21 protein-coding genes and 1 riboswitch are annotated in these 19,203 nt (G+C 38.6%); of the genes, 12 read left to right on the top strand and 9 right to left on the bottom strand.

Annotated elements, in window-relative coordinates; all coding sequences use genetic code 11:
- Positions 1-52 precede the first annotated feature (52 nt).
- The 3 genes from gcvPB to gcvT are packed head-to-tail and all read right to left on the bottom strand — an operon-like array spanning position 53 to position 3,998.
- A complete protein-coding gene (gene gcvPB / locus IEX94_RS15550) occupies positions 53-1,522 on the bottom strand; it encodes an aminomethyl-transferring glycine dehydrogenase subunit GcvPB (RefSeq protein ID WP_188858719.1) in 1,470 nt (489 codons plus the stop codon).
- Positions 1,515-2,864, bottom strand: coding sequence for an aminomethyl-transferring glycine dehydrogenase subunit GcvPA (gene gcvPA, locus IEX94_RS15545; RefSeq protein ID WP_188858717.1), 1,350 nt, complete (start codon positions 2,862-2,864; stop codon positions 1,515-1,517). The genes gcvPB and gcvPA overlap by 8 nt, the downstream gene beginning before the upstream one ends.
- A gap of 12 nt (positions 2,865-2,876) precedes the next feature.
- Positions 2,877-3,998 (bottom strand): glycine cleavage system aminomethyltransferase GcvT, encoded by a 1,122-nt coding sequence (gene gcvT / locus IEX94_RS15540; protein WP_188858715.1) that lies wholly within the window; start codon positions 3,996-3,998, stop codon positions 2,877-2,879.
- Positions 3,999-4,191: 193 nt separating this feature from the next.
- A riboswitch (glycine riboswitch) is annotated at positions 4,192-4,285 on the bottom strand.
- 137 nt (positions 4,286-4,422) lie between these two features.
- On the opposite strand from gcvT, the gene IEX94_RS15535 reads away from it, so the two are divergent.
- Entirely contained in the window at positions 4,423-6,075 is a 1,653-nt protein-coding gene (locus IEX94_RS15535; protein ID WP_188858713.1) for a DEAD/DEAH box helicase, read from the top strand.
- Position 6,076: 1 nt separating this feature from the next.
- Positions 6,077-6,862 carry a YqhG family protein gene (locus IEX94_RS15530; protein WP_156856777.1) on the top strand — a complete coding sequence of 262 codons (786 nt, stop codon included), beginning with the start codon at positions 6,077-6,079 and terminating at the stop codon, positions 6,860-6,862.
- Here the strand turns inward: IEX94_RS15530 and IEX94_RS15525 are convergent.
- On the bottom strand, positions 6,859-7,041 hold the full coding sequence (locus IEX94_RS15525) for a YqzE family protein (RefSeq protein ID WP_156856778.1): 183 nt from the start codon (positions 7,039-7,041) through the stop codon (positions 6,859-6,861). The genes IEX94_RS15530 and IEX94_RS15525 overlap by 4 nt on opposite strands.
- A gap of 126 nt (positions 7,042-7,167) precedes the next feature.
- Here IEX94_RS15525 and comGA point away from each other — a divergent pair, with 126 nt between their 5' ends.
- From comGA to IEX94_RS15480, 9 genes are all read left to right on the top strand, one after another.
- Entirely contained in the window at positions 7,168-8,190 is a 1,023-nt protein-coding gene (gene comGA / locus IEX94_RS15520; RefSeq protein WP_229782745.1) for a competence type IV pilus ATPase ComGA, read from the top strand.
- Positions 8,135-9,190 (top strand): type II secretion system F family protein, encoded by a 1,056-nt coding sequence (locus tag IEX94_RS15515; protein WP_156856779.1) that lies wholly within the window; start codon positions 8,135-8,137, stop codon positions 9,188-9,190. The genes comGA and IEX94_RS15515 overlap by 56 nt, the downstream gene beginning before the upstream one ends.
- 15 nt (positions 9,191-9,205) lie before the next feature.
- A complete protein-coding gene (comGC, locus tag IEX94_RS15510; RefSeq protein WP_255454386.1) occupies positions 9,206-9,508 on the top strand; it encodes a competence type IV pilus major pilin ComGC in 303 nt (100 codons plus the stop codon).
- A 2-nt stretch (positions 9,509-9,510) separates the two neighbouring features.
- Positions 9,511-9,957, top strand: coding sequence for a competence type IV pilus minor pilin ComGD (gene comGD / locus IEX94_RS15505; protein WP_156856780.1), 447 nt, complete (start codon positions 9,511-9,513; stop codon positions 9,955-9,957).
- A complete protein-coding gene (locus tag IEX94_RS15500; RefSeq protein WP_188858711.1) occupies positions 9,926-10,267 on the top strand; it encodes a type II secretion system protein in 342 nt (113 codons plus the stop codon). The genes comGD and IEX94_RS15500 overlap by 32 nt, the downstream gene beginning before the upstream one ends.
- A complete protein-coding gene (locus tag IEX94_RS15495; RefSeq protein ID WP_188858709.1) occupies positions 10,215-10,670 on the top strand; it encodes a competence type IV pilus minor pilin ComGF in 456 nt (151 codons plus the stop codon). The genes IEX94_RS15500 and IEX94_RS15495 overlap by 53 nt, the downstream gene beginning before the upstream one ends.
- Positions 10,636-11,019, top strand: coding sequence for a hypothetical protein (locus IEX94_RS15490; RefSeq protein WP_194461815.1), 384 nt, complete (start codon positions 10,636-10,638; stop codon positions 11,017-11,019). The genes IEX94_RS15495 and IEX94_RS15490 overlap by 35 nt, the downstream gene beginning before the upstream one ends.
- Before the next feature lie 249 nt (positions 11,020-11,268).
- A complete protein-coding gene (locus IEX94_RS15485) occupies positions 11,269-11,967 on the top strand; it encodes a helix-turn-helix transcriptional regulator (protein WP_188858705.1) in 699 nt (232 codons plus the stop codon).
- Positions 11,968-12,043: 76 nt separating this feature from the next.
- Positions 12,044-12,286: a DUF2626 domain-containing protein gene (locus tag IEX94_RS15480; protein ID WP_188858703.1), complete on the top strand. Its 243-nt coding sequence runs from the start codon at positions 12,044-12,046 to the stop codon at positions 12,284-12,286.
- 47 nt (positions 12,287-12,333) lie between these two features.
- Here the strand turns inward: IEX94_RS15480 and IEX94_RS15475 are convergent, their stop codons facing one another.
- Positions 12,334-12,957: an MBL fold metallo-hydrolase gene (locus tag IEX94_RS15475; protein WP_188858701.1), complete on the bottom strand. Its 624-nt coding sequence runs from the start codon at positions 12,955-12,957 to the stop codon at positions 12,334-12,336.
- 167 nt (positions 12,958-13,124) lie between these two features.
- On the opposite strand from IEX94_RS15475, the gene IEX94_RS15470 reads away from it, so the two are divergent.
- Positions 13,125-13,301, top strand: a complete 177-nt coding sequence (locus IEX94_RS15470; protein WP_156856840.1) for a DUF2759 family protein — start codon at positions 13,125-13,127, stop codon at positions 13,299-13,301.
- 363 nt (positions 13,302-13,664) lie between these two features.
- Here the strand turns inward: IEX94_RS15470 and IEX94_RS15465 are convergent, their stop codons facing one another.
- The 4 genes from IEX94_RS15465 to IEX94_RS15450 form a co-directional block, all read right to left on the bottom strand.
- A complete protein-coding gene (locus IEX94_RS15465) occupies positions 13,665-15,593 on the bottom strand; it encodes an LTA synthase family protein (protein ID WP_188858699.1) in 1,929 nt (642 codons plus the stop codon).
- Positions 15,594-15,784: 191 nt separating this feature from the next.
- Positions 15,785-16,756 carry an ROK family glucokinase gene (locus IEX94_RS15460; protein WP_156856786.1) on the bottom strand — a complete coding sequence of 324 codons (972 nt, stop codon included), beginning with the start codon at positions 16,754-16,756 and terminating at the stop codon, positions 15,785-15,787.
- Positions 16,749-16,967 carry a YqgQ family protein gene (locus IEX94_RS15455; protein ID WP_156856787.1) on the bottom strand — a complete coding sequence of 73 codons (219 nt, stop codon included), beginning with the start codon at positions 16,965-16,967 and terminating at the stop codon, positions 16,749-16,751. The genes IEX94_RS15460 and IEX94_RS15455 overlap by 8 nt, the downstream gene beginning before the upstream one ends.
- Before the next feature lie 352 nt (positions 16,968-17,319).
- Positions 17,320-18,873 (bottom strand): rhomboid family intramembrane serine protease, encoded by a 1,554-nt coding sequence (locus tag IEX94_RS15450; protein WP_156856788.1) that lies wholly within the window; start codon positions 18,871-18,873, stop codon positions 17,320-17,322.
- Positions 18,874-19,203: the final 330 nt, after the last annotated feature.

Genomic DNA, 19,203 nt, shown 5'->3' with positions numbered 1-19,203 from the left:
CCGACAGACTTTTTTACTCATAGTCTGTCGGCTTTTTTATTTTCCCTATCCATTATGAATTGTCTTCACGTGTGTAACGAAGAATTGGTTTTCTTGCTGCGGTCGTTTCGTCCATTCGCTTTACAATTGTGTGATGTGGTGCTTCTTGAACGATTTCAGGATCTTCTTCTGCTTCTTTTGCAATGTTTATCATAGCATCGATGAAACCATCCAGCGTCTCTTTAGACTCTGTTTCCGTCGGTTCAATCATCATCCCTTCCTCAACAATTAACGGGAAATAGATTGTTGGCGGATGATAGTTGAAGTCTAGCAGACGCTTTGCAATATCGAGTGTACGGACACCGAGTTTTTTCTGTTTTTTCCCAGATAGAACAAACTCATGCATACAATGTTGCTTATAAGGTAAATCATATATCTGCTCTAATCTGCGCATCATGTAGTTCGCATTTAAAACCGCGTATTCACTAACTTTCTTTAATCCTTCTGCACCCATTGTACGAATATAAGTATAGGCACGCAAATTGATTCCAAAGTTTCCATAATATGCCTTAATACGGCCGATGGACTGCGGACGGTCATGTTCTAATTTATATTCATCATTCTCTTTCACAATTAATGGCTTAGGTAAAAATGGTGCAAGCTCTTCTGATACCCCAATTGGTCCTGAACCTGGTCCACCGCCACCATGAGGGCCTGTAAATGTTTTATGGAGATTCAAATGAACAGCATCAAAGCCCATATCTCCTGGTCTTGTATAACCCATAATTGCGTTTAGGTTTGCACCATCATAGTAAAGCTTCCCACCGACACCATGAACAATCTCGGCCATCTCCATAATTTCTTTTTCAAAGAGACCAAGTGTGTTCGGATTCGTAAGCATTAAAGCAGCTGTATTTTCATCTACAACCCGCTTTAAATCTTCAATATCAACAAGACCGTCTTCATTGGATTTCACTGTTATAGCATCAAAGCCTGCCACTGCAGCAGATGCTGGATTTGTCCCGTGAGCGGAATCCGGAACGATGACCTTTGTCCGGTGATGCTCCCCGTTCGCCTCATGGAAAGCACGAATCATCATTAACGCGGCCCATTCGCCCTGTGCTCCAGCTGCCGATTGTAAAGATACTTCATGCATTCCAGTAATTTCTTTAAGTGAGGTTTGCAAATCATACATCATTTCAAGTGCACCTTGTACGGTTTTCGGATCTTGATATGGGTGGATATGGGTAAATCCCGGGAGCCGCGCTACATCTTCATTAATTTTCGGGTTATATTTCATGGTACATGAACCAAGCGGATAAAACCCGGAATCCACTCCATAGTTCCGATTCGATAATCCTGTATAATGCCGCATAATTTCGAGTTCACTTACTTCAGGTAATTCCGGAGCAGTCTTCCGAACATACGGCGTTTCAAATTCCGCATCCAAATCGATATCTGGTACATCAAGATCAGGTAAGCTATAACTTGTTCGCTCCTTTTTACTGCGTTCAAAGATTAATGGAAATTCATTCTTAGCCATTGATATCCCTCACTTCCTTAATCAATTGATCAATCTCTTCTTTGGAACGGATTTCCGTTACGGCAACCAACATACAATTTTCTAATTCTGGGTAATCTCGTCCCAAATCATATCCACCGACAATCCCTTTGGTAAGTAATGCCTCGTTCACTTCGCTTACCGTTTTGTTCAGCTGGATGACAAACTCGTTAAAGAATGGTTGATCAAATAAGACAGGAATTCCTATCTCAGCGAATTGTTGCTTGGCATAGCGAGCTTTTTTCATATTTAGTTTTGCCATTTTCTTCAAACCATGCTTTCCAATTGAACTCATTGCAACCGAACTAGCTAGCGCATTCAGTGCTTGGTTCGAGCAAATATTTGACGTTGCTTTATCCCTTCGGATATGCTGCTCCCTTGCCTGAAGTGTAAGTACAAATCCACGGACACCATCTTCGTCTGTTGTCTGTCCGACAAGACGTCCTGGAATTTTTCGCATTAACTTTTTCGTCGTTGCAAAATATCCACAATGCGGGCCGCCAAACTGGGCTGGTATGCCAAACACTTGCGTATCCCCGACGACGATATCTGCTCCGAATTCACCAGGTGGTGTCAAGTATCCGAGCGCAAGTGGATTACTAGAAACGACCATCATTGCTTTTTTATTGGAATTGAGCAATTCACGTACCTTTGCTAAAGGCTCTACTTGACCAAAGAAGTTCGGATATTGGATGACGACACCAGCTACATCATCATCGAGTTCTCTTTCAAGTGCTTCTAGATCCGTTAAACCATCTTTATGATCTATCTCAACAACTTCCACATGTTGGCCGGTAGCATATGTCTTCACTACTCCCCGTGATTCGGGATGAATTGCGTTTGAAACGAGTACTTTTTTTCTTTTTGTATGAGCGGCAGTTAAATTAACTGCTTCACCTAGCGCTGTCGCACCATCATACATAGAGGAATTGGCAATCGGTTGGCCGGTTAATTCAGCAATCATTGTCTGAAACTCAAAAATCGCTTGCAGTTCCCCTTGGGATATCTCCGGCTGGTATGGTGTATATGCAGTATAAAACTCGGAACGACTGATGACATGGTCTACAACAGAAGGTATATAATGATCATAGACTCCTGCTCCCAAATAAGACGTATAATCCTTTAGATTTACATTTTTATTGGACATGGCAGTTAATTCTTTCATTAGTTCATATTCATTTTTAGCAGGTTTTACGTTTAGTTCCCCTTTGAAACGAATTTCCTCTGGAATGTCCGAAAACAGTTCATCTGTTGAATCAATACCGATTACATCAAGCATTTCTAATTTATCTGATTCCGTCATTGGTAAATAGCGAAATCCCATCTCCAATCCCTCCTAATTATCTCTTTTATAAAATGGTGTAGGTACTACTTTCGCTTTCAGTTGCCGTTTCCTTACTTGAATCAACAGTTCTGTTCCAATTTCTGTATAATCCGTGTCGAGTAATGCATGGCCAATATTTTTCTTTAAAGTCGGTGATTGTGTTCCTGTCGTGATATGTCCGATTACTTTTTCTCCGTCTTCAGATAGAACTTCATAATCGGTTCTCGGGATCCCTTTGTCTATCATTTCCAGACCGACAATTTTTCTTTTCGGTCCATTTTCAACCTGTTCTTTTAAGACATCCTTCCCAATGAAATTAGCTTCTTTAGCAACTTTAACCGCAAAAGTCAAACCTGCTTCAATAGGCGTAATTGTTTCGGAAAGTTCCTGCCCATATAACGGCAAATTTGCCTCAAAGCGCAGTGTATCTCGAGCCCCGAGACCAGCTGGTACAATTCCTGCTTCTTTCCCAGTCTCTAAGATAAGATTCCAAAGCTTTCCTGCCTCTTCAGGCGCAACATAAATTTCAAAACCATCTTCACCCGTATAACCTGAACGGGAGACTATCGTCCCTTGTTCAATCCCATGAATTGCAACATGCATTTCAAATCGAAAGGCTTTAATTGCAGCTAGGTTTGTGTCGGTAAGTTCTTGTAAAATAGCTTCTGCTTTCGGTCCCTGAATGGCTAGAAGACTATATCGTTCCGATTCATCAACAATCGCAACTTCATTTGATGCATAATTATTATGTTTCTTTAACCACTTTAAGTCTTTTTCAGTATTAGCAGCGTTAACGACGAGCATGTAATGGTCCTCTCCTAGCATGTAGATGAGTAAATCATCAACTACTCCACCATTCTCGTTACAAAGAAATGTGTATTGTGCTTTCTTCGGTTCCAGCTTACTTATGTCATTCGTCGTCATCGTTTGAAGAAATGCTACCGCCTTACTTCCTTTTACAATAATTTCTCCCATATGGGACACATCAAATAGGCCTGCGCTTGTTCTAGTTGCGTTATGTTCTTCTTTAATCCCCGAAAACTGTACAGGTAAATCCCAACCTCCAAAATCAATCGTTTTCGCCCCATACTTTTCATACTCCGAAAAAATCGACGTACGTTTTAATGGTTCCATCTCCATCACTCCCTCTGAAGTCAATAAAAGATTTTATATTCTGACATTAACAATATAAAAAGACAGAGATTTCCTTATGTGTAAGAAATCTCTGTCCTTCTACCAGAAAGTTGCGCAAGAACATGCCAGGTTTCCCTTCCGTTCCTACTTGCTTCTTGGGTGGTTTACAAGATGTAAACGCTCTCCAGAGTTGTGTCCGATAAGAGTCTTTTTGCCTGAGAGATTCGTCTTAAGCTTGCTCCTTCGGCGTTACATTAAGATCATGTAAGCTCTCCCCTTATCTTCATCCACAGCATATATTTTTTTATAATGGTAAAACTAAGTCTATCATAAGAAATCCTCTACCTTTGCATTGAATATACCATAATATTTAAAAAAGGTATAGTGAAATCCAAATTTTATTTAGATACTCGGGGTGTAACATATGGATTTGGTACATTTGAATCGTAATCAGACTTTTATAAAAGAATTAGAGGAACGGCTTGACAGTGATGGCCCGTTTAGTTCCTTTCAGTTGTTTTCGCTCGGCTATCAGGCAGAACAGGCAAGGATCGTCCCTTCTTTTCACGGGTTAAGAAGTTTGGATTTTTTACCGCATATGTCTTTTCTTGACCATCAGCTGGAAACAGCTCTAGAAGCAATCGAAAAAATGAATGGCAGGGTTATACTTGCTGATGAGGTTGGTTTAGGAAAAACTATTGAAGCAGGGTTGATTTTAAAAGAATATATGCTGCGGGGTCTCGTTAAAAATGCATTAATCCTTGTTCCTGCTTCCCTTGTGAACCAATGGGTGAATGAATTGAATACGAAATTCTATATACCTGCTGTCAGTCACCGGAAACATCATAACTGGGGAGGCAATACTATTCTAGTTTCTTCCCTTGATACTGCTAAACGAACTCCACACCAAGAAGTGATTCTAGCAAATGAGTATGACTTCGTTTTAATTGATGAGGCGCATAAACTTAAAAACCATCAGACGAAAAATTATCAATTTGTACGGCAGATTAAAAAGAAGTATTGCCTGCTGTTGACTGCTACGCCAATTCAAAATGATTTAATGGAGATATTCAACCTTATTTCGATTTTAAAACCGGGTCATCTTGGAGATGTTGCCTCGTTTAAAGAGAAATATTCCGGAAATAAGGGAAAACAAGAAGCTGACGCCTATCTGAAACAACTTATTGAACGGGTCATGATTCGCAATACGAGGGAAAATACAAATTTAAAACCATCGAACCGGATTATCGAAACCATTCTCGTTGATTTTACAAAGGAAGAAACAGAAGTCTATCAACAGTTAAATAATATGCAACGGGGGCAAGATATATTTACAAAGATTACATTACTGCGAGAGATCTGTTCTTCTAGAGAGGCTTGTTTTCTGTCACTTAAGAAATTACAAGAAGCAAACACCCCAGATGAAGAAATCCATTCCATCATTCAAAAAATCAATGAATTGCCAGCCCATTCAAAAGCATTAAAAACAGTTGAATTAATTGAACAAATTGGCAATGAAAAAGTAATTATCTTCACGGAATACCGCGCAACCCAATTGTATTTACAGTGGATTCTGCAGCAGCACGGGATTAGTTCTGTACCATTTCGGGGCGGCTTTAACCGTAGTAAGAAAGATTGGATGCTACAGCTTTTTAAAGGAAAAGCACAAGTATTAATTGCTACCGAAGCAGGAGCCGAGGGGATCAACCTGCAGTTTTGCCACCATATGATTAACTATGATTTACCATGGAATCCAATGAAAATTGAACAACGGATTGGTCGAATCCATCGGTTTGGTCAGGAAAATGATGTGAAGGTATACAATCTTGCTGTTAAGCAAACGATTGAGGAACATATTTTAAATGTACTATATGAGAAGATAAGACTATTTGAAAACGTGATCGGCGAGCTTGATGCAATTCTCTCTGATTTGAATATTCAAGATATGGAACAGGAAATAGAAACCATTTACAGAGAGTCCGACTCATTAGGAGAAGCAGAGATTAAACTTGAGAACTTAGCATCCATCGTCCATAAATTGGCTGATGACATGAATGAAAAAAGTGTAGGTGAATAAAATGGCAATCGTAAACATCGAACAATTTATGATCGACTTTTTCAGTGCATATCAATGTAAGCTTTTGAATAAAGAAAATGGTGTCTTACAAGTAGAGTTAACAGAGGAATTGGATAAAGTATTAATGAATCGTCCATTCTATTGGCATTATATGCAAAACCTTGGGCAAAAAGGAGTACCAATGACGCTCACACTCATTACGAACCCGGAAAAACGAGATCAACAAGGGGAATGGATTGATATAGGCAGTCCCAGGCTGCAACAGATATTCAACCATGTCACACATCACGAAAAGTATACATTGCTCTTCCAAGAAGTGAATACCGATAAAAATACACCTCTTTACCCATGGTTACTCGCGAACTTTAAAGTAAGTTATCGAGGCAGACAAAAGAAGGAAGAGATTATTTCATTAGGAATTCAACTTGTCACCGGAAAAGTTATTGTAAATATGATGGATGAATTAAATAAACTCAATTTGAAACAGCAAATATCTAATTTTTGTTATACGATCTCGCCAATCATTACGCTCGCAAGTGGTTATAAACGGATTGAAAAAATCATCCAACATTATGTTGAAAACCAGCCGAAAGAGTGGATCAATGAAGCGATTGAAACACGGAATGAAGAAATCGCCCTCTTAAAACAATTTTATAAAGACGATTTGGAGAATGATATTGTTAAGAAGGAATTGGAAGAAATTCATAATCGGTATACTCCAGAGATAGCAATTGACGTAACAAGCGGAGGATTAATCTACCTGCTCCAACAATTTCCCGAAGTTTAAGCCCGCCTACCTTTTATAAACAATTTAAATGAGAAAGGAAGGATTCCGAACCAGCGATTCAACACAACGGATTCTTCTTGCTTGTCGGTTTTCCTCCTTTCCTTCCGCTCCTCCCGCGGGCTGTTCATGTATTTAACTATTTCCTCTGTTATAAACTTCAAATAATTATTAGTCGACATTTTGTACCTCCTCCTATTTTTTAATAGCTTTTACGACTAAATTATATTTATACAAAAAAACAAAAAATAAAGCAGGAATATCTTATTACATGTCGAATCATATAATTTAAAGGAGGTGACGACTAGTTGAACCCGGCATTACCTTTGGTTAAACAGATAATGCAACAAGCAATCAAGCAACATGCTACAGACCTTCATTTCTTGCCCTCACAAAAAGAAACGAACATCCATTTCCGTATCCAAGGCAAACGAAAACTTTTTCGTACGATCCCAACGAATCAATATGAGCTTTTACTCACCTTTTTTAAATTCACGGCAGGTATGGATATAGGAGAATCAAAAAAGCCCCAAGACGGCAGTATTGCCAATATTTTCCCGAACCTCGGTAAACATACATTAAGATTGTCAACCTTACCGCTCCTCGATTCGGAAAGTTTGGCGATTAGGATTTTACCACAAGAAGATTCCCTTCCACTCGATGAATTATTTCTATTCCCTTACCAATTGAATAAACTTAAAGAATTAGCGAGCGCACGTTCAGGCTTATTTTTAATTACCGGACCAGCTGGTAGCGGAAAGTCGACAACGCTTTATGCCTTAATCCATTTTCTAATGAAAGAACATTCCTTTCAAGCTGTGACCCTTGAGGATCCTGTTGAAAGACAAATGGATGATGTCATTCAAGTGCAAATCAATGAACAAGCAGGGATTACGTATCAAGCAGGATTGAAGGCTGCATTACGGCATGACCCGGATTTATTGATGGTTGGAGAGTTACGAGATGAATCAACTGCACATTTTGCATTACAGTCATCCCTGACAGGTCACCTTGTTCTTAGTACACTCCATGCACGAAATGCTGTTGGAACAATTTACCGACTGCTTGATATGGGCATTAAACAACAAGACCTGCTTCAATCGCTAATAGCTGTTGCATCTATTCAATTAATTCCAATTCAGCATAAAGGCACTGTTCGCCGGGCAGCGATATTAGAATTGCTTGAAGGCGACAAGTTAAATGACGCAATCCAAACACGTCTTGATATTGGACAACATGGCACTAATTCTTTTGATCATTTAAGGAGGAAAGCATATGCTTATGGCTTCTCCCCTGAAGCTTTTCGTCAAGAAACAACGAAAATTACCTGAAACAATTCAAATCAGATTTTTGAAACGTGTAGAACGTTTTTTAACAAATGGTTATTCCTTACAAGATGCACTCGAAGCGACAGCTTGGGATAAGGACCTGGCACCTATTTCACAATACTTTTTAGTAAAATTAAAAGAAGGTGCACGGCTTGATAATATTTTCGAGAGCGCTGGCTTCCACCCTGCTATCAGCTCCTTTCTTTATTTTGTCCATGCGAATTCTGATTTGAACGAGGCAATAAGAAAATGCTTGGAATTGGTCGAGCATCAATTTCAAAACGTCCGCAAATTTAAGCAGATTATTCGTTACCCTCTATTTTTACTGCTTATATTCTCTGTTGTTTTGTTTTTTATTAATCACCGTGTACTACCCGCATTTCAAACCTTATTTACTTCATCTCCCGAAACGCAAACAACAATCAACATTCTAAAATGGCTGATGGACTTTATTCAGTTTTCCGCTATTTCCATCGTAGTGGTCGGTATCTTGTTTGTAATTATCTGGCGGCACGTGCAGCCAAGAATGGCAATGGAAGAACAATTGAAAGTAGTTCAGCGCATTCCAGGCTATCGCTACTACTTACGTCTGCAAACAAGCCTCCAGCTCGCCACACATTTCAGCTCTTTGCTTAAAGCAGGACTCACTTTAAAGGAAATACTTGCCGAACTTGCAAACCAAAACAGACTTCCTATCCTTTCTTACTATGCAATATTACTAACGAATAACCTAGAACGCGGATACCATATCAGCAGCTTGCTTGAAGAATTGCCCTTAATTGAAAAACAATTAGCTGTTATTTTCCAGAAGAATACAACCGTTCCCGTATTAGAGAAGGATCTGACGTTATACAGTGATATGCTGCTTGAAGAGATAGAGCGGGTGACGATTCGGGTTATTACGTATATTCAACCCGTATTTTATACAGTGCTCGGGGTATTTATAATTTTTATCTATTTAAGTATTATGTGGCCCATGTTTCAACTGATTAATTCATTTTAAAAGGAGCGATTTATTTTGTTCAACAACGAACGCGCGTTTACCCTAATTGAAATGCTGATTGTTATGCTTGTTATCTCCGTCTTATTATTACTGATTATCCCTAACTTGGCAAATCAGTCGGAAAGTGTGAATGATAAAGGTTGCGAAGCACTAAAGGAGATTGTACAAACCCAAGCAGAAGCATATTATTTGGATAACAAAGAGAAGGTGAATAATATACAAACTCTCGTTTCAGCAGGCTATTTAAAAGACAATCAAACAAGTTGCGGGGACACTCCAATCACTATCCGTAATGGAAAAGTAAACGATGACTCGTAACGATGAAGAAAAATGGTTTCACGCTTATCGAAATGCTCGTTACGCTAAGCATACTTTCAATTCTTTTCCTACTCACCGTTCCTGTTCAGTCTGAATTGCTCGGAAAACAGCAGGAGGAACAATTTATTGAGACATTAAAGCAAGATGTGCTTTTCATACAAAATCAATCGAGCAAGCATACGAGAGATGAGATGTACATCCGATTCTATGATAATCATTACAGTATCTTATCTGGAGTAAATAAACCTTTTGCAGAACGGGACTACCCAGCGGACTGGACGTTGGTCGCCAGTAATCAAACACGGTTACTCCGATTTGTGCAATCGGGAACCGTACTCCAGCCCCGTACGCTCGTTATGTATACACCTAGTGAAAAGTTATTTATCGTATTCCCACTCGGTAAAGGGAGGTTTTATATTGAAAAAGAAAAACGGGTACTCGATGATTGAAGTTCTGATCGCGTCAAGTATATTTTTTCAAGCCCTCATTCTATTTATACCGATTTATGCGGATATTCAACTGGCCTACGATACACTTCGTGACAAAAGATGGGCAGCAAACCAATTACAAACGGAATTGCAGCAATATATTTGGGGGAAGCCTCCCCCGCTCCCCGCTGTTCTTGAAACAACAAGAAATGATACATTATTTCATTTTGAATTTAATAAGGAGGATATCTATATGAAAGGATGTGTATCTTGGCAGAATGCAAAAGAGTCCGAAGAAACCATCTGTCTATTCGCATTACGTAAAGAATGAGCAAGGGTTTAATTTTATTTCCTTAATGACAATGGTAACGATTATCTTTCTCACATTACCGTTCTTAGCCTATGCTTTGCAAACGGTCAAGACAACTAATAATTATGAAGAGTTGGCGGTATACGAACTTTTCCGTTTTATCCGAGATGATATCCTGAAGTCTCATGATTACTATATCCGCGATCAGGCACTGTATTTACTTCAAGAAAACGATGAAACGGTCACAATCAGTAAATATGATTCACTAATAAGAAGACAAGTTGATGGTAGAGGCCATGAAATTTACTTGCGTGGGGTGGAGTCTCTTAGATTTAAGGAGGAACCATTTGGGATAAAGTTAACCATCACCACTGAAGAAGGTGCAACATATGAAAAGACTTTCACGTTTTATAATGGGGTCTAGTGGATTTATTTTGCTTCATGTATTATTTATCATCGCCATCCTCTTCCTTATTGTTACCGGCAGTATTTTCTCTTACAGAAATGAAGTGTATATAACAGATACACAAGTAGAACATATTCAAGTTGAAAGTTTATTTCAAATGGCCCGTTTGAAGTATGTGGAAGAACAAATGGAATATAAGGAGATACTACAAGCAGTCACCTATGATTTTCCGAACGGTCATGTAGAAATTACCATTTCCCACTTTACCGAGACTTATCGAAAGTTACAATTCAACATTCAACCGTTTAACCAGGACTACGCTTTTTCAATCAATCACCTTATCCATAACGATATATTTCAGCAATAATTATGTACACTTTTCAACAAAGCTTCAATACTCACCCTTTCTCACGATTTTTCAAATATAATTAAGGTATAAAAGAACTTTATTCATTGGGTTTTTTCTATTTTCCCGGTGAATATTATGTGAGTGAATCAGAGTATTATCGTCTGTTATCATTCGACTCACTAGATTTAATTTTTCTTTCTTTTCAAAGGTAAAAGTTATATGAAGGATGCACCATGATAATCGATTGATAATGATGGGGTGAAGACAATGAAAGACCTGTTAAAAGTTACCAATGTGATGAGCGACCCTACGAGATTTAATATTTATCAGCATTTAGTGGAAAACCATAAAGACGTGAGTGTCACAGATATTTCCCGGGTTTTCGAGATTCACCCGAATGTGGCGAGACTCCATTTATCAAAACTTGAAGAAATTAATCTTGTTACCTCTTTTTTGCAAAAAACAGGTAAAGGCGGCCGTCCTGGTAGACGCTATCAGTTATCGAATGAAGTTGTCGAATTGAACTTCCCTGCGCGGGATTATAAAATCCTTTCATCCATCGCTCTTGAAGCTTTGATGGAACTTGGAGAGCCAGGGAAAAAAGCACTTTACGAAACGGGAAAAAAATATGGAGCAGAAGTAATGCATCAGGATATCAAATATCTTGAGGATGATGCGAATATTTATGAAAAAATTACCGTGCTTGAACGAACAGGCCGCATGCTCGGCATGTACCCTTCTTTCAAGTACAACGAAGAAATGAAATCCATTAGTTTCTCTGTGAATAATTGTCCATTTAAAGAGATAGCGAAAAATAACCACCATCTGGTATGCGAGATGCATCAAATATTTTTAAAAGGAATGTTTGAAGCATTGTTTACCTCAATTGAATTGGTTGAAGAAAAAAATATGTTTACCGACAATTGCAGTAATTGCGCTTATATCGCAAAACTTTCGATCGTTTAATGTCAATCGTTTACAATATTTGCTTCCTCGTTTATAATAATTATGATAGGTTAACTAGAAGGAGGGGGAAAGAGACATGGATCGTGTGTTTCGTATGCTGGGCTTTTGGACAGGGATCTTTACCGTTATGTTCTACGTTGGGGACATGATGGTTCCATCCGTACTATCCTTGATTCAAACAGTATTTTTCCTTACATTAGGCTACTTAAAATTATCAGAACGGATGTATATGTATTTATTCGGAGCTTATTTAACAGTATTCATGGTAGGTTATACATGGTATTCTGAATTTATACTTGTACCGGGGTTCGGCGGTTAACGCGAAAAAACCATGCAAGGGGTATTTGCATGGTTTTTTCTATTGCATCATCCACGGAAAAACGGATTGTTTACTTTTTCGAAACCAATGGTTGTACTCGGGCCATGTCCAGGATATACCCTATACTCATCATCTAATTGATATAGTTTCCTTGTGATAGAGTGTTCAAGTGTCGGCAAGTCTCCTCCGGGTAAATCCGTTCTACCTATCCCTTGATTGAAAAGGGCATCTCCACTGAATACTTGCTTCGAGTCTGTAAAGATAAAACTCATACTTCCTGGCGAATGCCCCGGTGTATGGGCAACTGTAAAGTGAAACTCCCCGATCGTAAGTTCACCTTCTTCCAGCGTTATTTCAGCCTCTGTTGCAGTGATTTCCCCGCCCATTAGCTTATGGGACCCATTAAGCATCGGATCTGTTAACCAACTCTGTTCCGCCTGATGAATATACACATTCACCTGAAACTTATTTCTCACTGCTTCCAAGCCACCAATGTGGTCAAAGTGAGCATGTGTTAATAAGATTCCTAAGGGTGTCAGTCCATTTCCCTCTATATATTGAATGATTTTCTCCGCATCACCACCTGGATCCACGATAAGCGCATGTTGATCCTTAGATAAGATGTAACAGTTAGTTCCAATCATACCGACCGGCATCGTTTTTATTTCCATTGTTCTCGTCCCCTTTAGTTACCGATGCATTCCTTTAGGTTATGCCTCGACAAAAATATTAATATGCATTAGAATGATTATAGAGTATCTACATAATAATATAAAGGGATCCTTAGTGCTAGTATTTTATTCTAAGGGAGAATAGACATAAGGAGGGTGAATTTTTCATGAGTCACATTATATTAGGTATCTTATTTTTGTTAGTTGCTTTACTTGCCGTTGTTTCAGTAATTCGTCAATTAAAAATTAAAAACTATTTTGCATTGATTTTTTCTGTATTAACAGCAGCAACTTTTGGATTCTTTTCTATTGCTACGATCATTTCAGAGCTAGCTAACCTCTAAGTAACTATAATCTAATATAATCGAGTAGGTGACTAACCATTAGTCGGTTAGTCAATCTCTTACACGCCGTCCGTACGGTTCCGTATACGGCGGGTTCAACCTTTTAAATATCGAGGCTCATAGAGTGTGGACAAATCTTTAAGTCCCCATTTTATGAGCTTTTCATTTAGTATGGCATGATGGATAGTATCTTCATTAAAGCTCGCCAATATCCTTTGCGAGTATTAGCTAGCAACATTCTGTCATTATCACTTCGGACGCCCTTTCCTTCCGCTAGCAATTCCTGCTGCCAAGCCTGTAGTGGACGTTCCCCGCCAAGTTATATCCCCTGCCCGGCACATACGAAAAAACAGGTAGAGAATATTACTTCTCTACCTGTTTTTCTTCTGCGAAATCTACAAAACGGAATAGATCTCCATATATAATGTTATCGGAATAGCTTAATTCCAATTCTACTTTTTCAGCAATTTCATCACAAGGACTGCTCGTTCCTGTAGTAGCTTCTTCCTCTGATGTAGCTTCTTCCTCCACATCAGCTAGTTCACCAGTATGAACATCATAGCACATACCTGCCGTTGAAAGATAATCATCACTCACAAAATCACCGTTTCTCAAAGCGATATAGCCTTTTCGGTTCTTTGCAAATAAATCATTACCGAAGTAAATATCGTTTTTATGTTCAATCCCAAGAAGGCTTAGAATTGTCGGCTTTAAGTCAATTTGACCGGAAACTGTAGAGATTGTTTCCCCTTTGCCATGACCTGGTATGTGAATGAATAATGGTACTTTTAGTAACTGGACCTGGTCATATGGTGTAATTTCTTCCTTATCCAAGAACATGCTCATAGCACGATTATGGTTAGCACTGATTCCAATATGGTCTCCCATAATAATGATGATAGAATCTTCATAAAGACCTGCCTGTTTTAGGTGATCGAAGAATTCTTCCATCGCTTCATCCGCATAACGTACGGTCGGGAAGTAATTATTTAACGTATTCGAATTGGAATCATATGGTTCGATTGATTTGTCTTCTTCATCCAATTCAAATGGGAAGTGGTTAGTCAGTGTAATGAATTTCGTATAGAATGGTTGTTCCATTGCTTGTAAATACTTAATTGATTGTTCAAAGTACGGTTTATCCTTGAGTCCCCAGCCAACTGAATTTTCATCGGTTATTTCATAAGCTTCATCACTATAAAAATGATCAAGGTTCAAGCTTCTGTACATCCCATCACGGTTCCAGAAACTCTTATTATTCGCATGAAGCACTGCTGAAAAGTAATCCTCTTCCTTCAGTATTTCAGGTAGAGCATGGTATTCATTACCTCCATGAGTGAAAAATACAGCCCCTCTTGAAAGTGGATATAATGAATTTTCAACTAGGAATTCTGAATCCGATGTCTTCCCTTGACCCGTTTGTTCAAAGAAGTTATCGAAGTAATACGTATCCTCATCTTCAACAAGCTTATTGAGGAATGGTGTAATTTCTTGCCCATTCACTTCTTTTCCTACAACAAAGCCTTGGACCGATTCCGCATTGATGAATATAACATTTTTACCTTCAGCAACCCCGAACATATCCGATTTCTCGGTCACTTTTACATTTTCTTCAATATAATCTTTAATTTCCGGGATTTCATTTCCATCTGCGAACACACGTTGCGACTCTGTTTTCGAATGTATAACAAGGTCATAGACATGGTAATTAAATAATCCGATATTCTTCACTAAATACTCCCTGTCAAATGCACGGGTAAATAATTGCGGTCTTTCCATTTCAGCTAAGAAAAAGTTACCCGCAAGCAACAATAGAGACATGGAAAGCGCAAAAGCTTTTCCTCGCTTCAAATACTGAACAGATAAAGTTGATTCTTTCTTTTTACTCAAATACCAAATAATTGCGGCATCTGTAAATAACAGAATGTCATATGGTTTAATCAACGTAAGAATACTTGAACCCAAATCCGTCATGTTGCTTCCCATAAATAATTGCGGAAGTGTAATAAAGTCCGTAAATTGACGATAGAATACTAAGTTAGCAAATACGATAAAGCTGAAAATAAATGCTGTATAACGCAAGTATTTCATTTGTCTTGATGGTTTGTTAAACCAAACGGACACTGCAAAAATTAGAAATGCCGAGACAAACGGATTAATAAATAAGATGAGCTCTTGCATTCTATTATCTAGTTCAATATTAAACATAAAACGGTAAACAATATATGTTTTAAGACCGAATAGCAAGGACGCAATAATATATAACGGTATTCTTGCTTGTTTTTTCCTCATTCTAAATCCTCCCAAATATAAAGAGAACAGACGCGTTAAACTCCACTATTCCCTCTTTGAGCAATTTGTAAACTGTTTTTTACAACCCACTTATACTATTAGACGTAAACCAACTAATAAAGGTTTCATTTTTTTACATTTGCTTCATAGTTTTTCTGACATCTTATTTTACTAGATAAGCAGAAAAAAATCTAGAGTAAACTTTTTTCCACATTCTGCTTAACACAGAAAGCTGCTCCGATGATACCCGCATCATTGCCAAGTACAGCTTGCTTGATTTCACAGTTAGCTTTTACCCGTGGTAAAGCATAGGCTTCAAAATGATCACGAATTTGATTGATAAATGGTTCCCCAGCTTGAGAGACCCCACCACCAATCAAGATTTTCTCCGGATTCAGTATGACACCTAAATCCGCAAATGTTCGCCCTAATGTTGCTGCAACCGTACTGACTATTTCCATTGCAGCTTTATCGGCTTTCTCAGCCAATTGAAAAACATCTTTTGCTGTAAGATCCTTTTTTTCATTATACATTTTAGCAAGTTCTGATTCCGGCTGTTTTATGCTTAAATCCTTTGCGAGCCTTACTATGCCGGTAGCTGAAGCGATTGTTTCTAAACAACCACTCTTTCCGCAATTGCAAGGTGCTCCGTTCTCTTCAATTAATATATGTCCAAGTTCTCCGGCCATGCCACTTATTCCATTTAGGATTGAACCGTTAGCTATGATGCCACCGCCAACTCCAGTTCCGAGCGTAACGGCAATAACATGCTTTCCTTCATTCCCTGCACCTTGCCAATTTTCACCTAACACAGCCATGTTTGCATCATTTTCGATAAATACAGGTAAGCCGGATAAATCACTCAGTTCTTTCGTGAACTGCTTATTTCTCCATCCTATATTCGTTCCATAGTGGACAATACCTTCTTCACTACTGATAAAGCCTGGAATTCCTGCTCCGATACCGAGAATCTCATCCGTTGTTATATCCTTCTTTTCTAGAATTTCTTTTATAGATGCCCAGGTATCCGGCAATATGAAAAAACCATTGTCTTCAGTTCTTGTTGGGATATTCCACTTGTGCAGGAGTTCCCCTTCAGCCGTGAATAAGCCAAACTTAATGGAAGTGCCGCCGATATCAATGCCAATCATATATTTATTCATGACTTTGCCCTCTTTCTGCCTCTTCTAATGCATTTCTTTCTTTTTGTAGAACAAGTTTCCCACTAATGTATAGTTGTTGTGAAATAAAACCCAATTTATAAAGTTCTTCAAGTTCACTTTCCATTAATATAAGATCGCCGATACGATCTCGTGAATAAACGAATGTGCCGAATCGCTTTAAAAGCATTCGGACGTCATATACAGAGTTCAATAAATTTCACCACTCTCTATTATACCAAAGGAATCAATGTAAAGAAAATTATAGCGAAGTTTTATTAGAAAACAAGGCAGTAAGAATGGGTCTTACTGCCAAAAAAGAAAATAGGCTGGGAGATGTAGTTTAATGTTATTGTTACGAGAGGTTAAAATATTAATCTTTTTTACTCGGCTCACCAGCCCCCTTACACCTGCACTTATTGTGGGCAGCTGATGAGCCTCTCTTCCCACAGGGGCATTCGGTAATACGAGGCTGTTCCGAGAAAAAATGAGTTACTTCCTTACTAAAGCAATATAACATGATGAGACAACCAAATAAATTTATCGCCTTAGATCGGACCTAGTCGTTACTTTGTCGGTGAGTTTCCGATTATTTCTTCATATAGATCGATGACATCTTCATTGGTTGGGTCCATTTGGTAAGCTCGTTCGATTGCTTCTTTAGATTTTTCAGTATCTCCCTCGAGATCATATAAAATCGCCAAGTTGTGATATGCTTCTGGCAAAGGATTATCATAGGTGACACTCTCTTCTAAATCAATCAATGCTTCTTCATACCGTCCAAGCTTGATGTAAGCGTAGGAGCGTTGGAATAAAAGGGCGCTTTCCATATCCCCATTTAACTCTAATGCGTCCGTTGCTACATTAACAACCTTTTCATAATCATGATCAGCTAAATGCTCTTGGATCTGTAATAATTGAAATGATTGGCTATTTTCATTTGCATGGACGCCATAATATGTAACCCCAAACAGTAAACCAGCGGTAATGATTGCAGTACCGATTTGGAATAATGGCCGCTTATTCTTAGGCATGCCAACAATTGCTGCAGCAAGGAATCCGGCGATTAGTCCACCAACATGAGCCGCCATGTCGATTTCATCAATGGATAAACCAATCACTAAATTTATAGCTAATACAAGCAGTATGCTTGACCCAATTGTTTGGAAGAATAATCGTTTATGTATAATACCAAAATAAAGAAACGCACCGAACAAACCAAATATCGCCCCCGAAGCGCCGGCACTAACGCTTGTCGTAAAGGCGAAACTCGCGATTGAACCACCTAAACCGGCTATAAAATAAATGAGAACAAAACGGCTGCTTCCAAAGATTTTCTCAATTGCAGTACCTAAATAGTAGACGGCGAGCATGTTTAAGGCGAGATGAATAAATCCAATGTGGATAAACATGGAGCTAAACAAACGCCACCACTCCCCATCGATTATCATCGCAGGATTATACTTTGCACCGAATTCGATAAGCGTTTCAATCGAAGTGCTATCCCCTTTCCATTCAATATAAAAAAAGCAAAGCAAATTAATAATGATAAATGCATAAGAAAAGAGTGGTCTTCCGAAGCTAAAAATATTTTCGACTTCTTTCCGTTTATTCTTTAATGAAGATACAAAGTCATATTTAGTTTCTTCCACAACTTCTTCTTTTCTCTCATCTGGTAATTCAAGGTTATAGGAAATAGGTTGGTGTGGCAGCAAATCTTGTTCAAACCGTTCCGCTTCGTGAACATATTCTTCTTGATCCAAATAATAAACTCTCATGCTTACTTTCGGTTTTCCTTCAGCGGTCAATGGCTGTTTCAGTATTTCCCATGTATCTACAGGCTGATGCTTTGTAAAATAAAGGTTATATACCTCTATATTCTTGCCTAATAATTGTTTTACGTTTCGAACCCGTTGAAATAAAAATGAGATATCCTGTTTTAAATGGTTTTTCCAATCAAATCCTTTATGTATGAGGCGCACAACGATTGAAGTACGGTTTTCATTTTTCTCTAACCAGACTTCATTTGTCTTCTCATTTAAATATAATAAGTTAAATCTATGATTTTTCACAAGATCATTTGCAAAGGTATATAAAAGATATTGCTCATTTAAAGACATGGATTCACCTTCCTTCCCTTCATCATAGCAGATTTATTCTACTAAATATATTATTATAATCCCCACTCCATTTTCGCAACCTAAACAGCTGGATAACTTTAAAATCAAGTGAAACTGCGGAATACTTTCATACAGCGTAAGTGTTTGCAACTTACTTCTGGAGGTCCGCAGTCCAGACACCTCTCGCATTCCGCAGGCGGCTGGTGAGCCTCCTCGTACGCTTTGCGTACTGCGGGGGGTCTCACCTATGCCTATCCTCCTGCAGGAGTCTCGAGGTGTCTGGACTGCTCCCAAGAAAAGCCCAATTTAGATCACTCTTTATTAGATATA

Origin of the sequence: Oceanobacillus indicireducens (genome assembly GCF_014647195.1) — a bacterium.
Taxonomy (GTDB): Bacteria; Bacillota; Bacilli; order Bacillales; family Amphibacillaceae; genus Oceanobacillus; species Oceanobacillus indicireducens.
The sequence above is the reverse complement of the archived record's forward strand: the minus strand, read 5'-3'. Positions and strand labels throughout refer to the sequence as shown.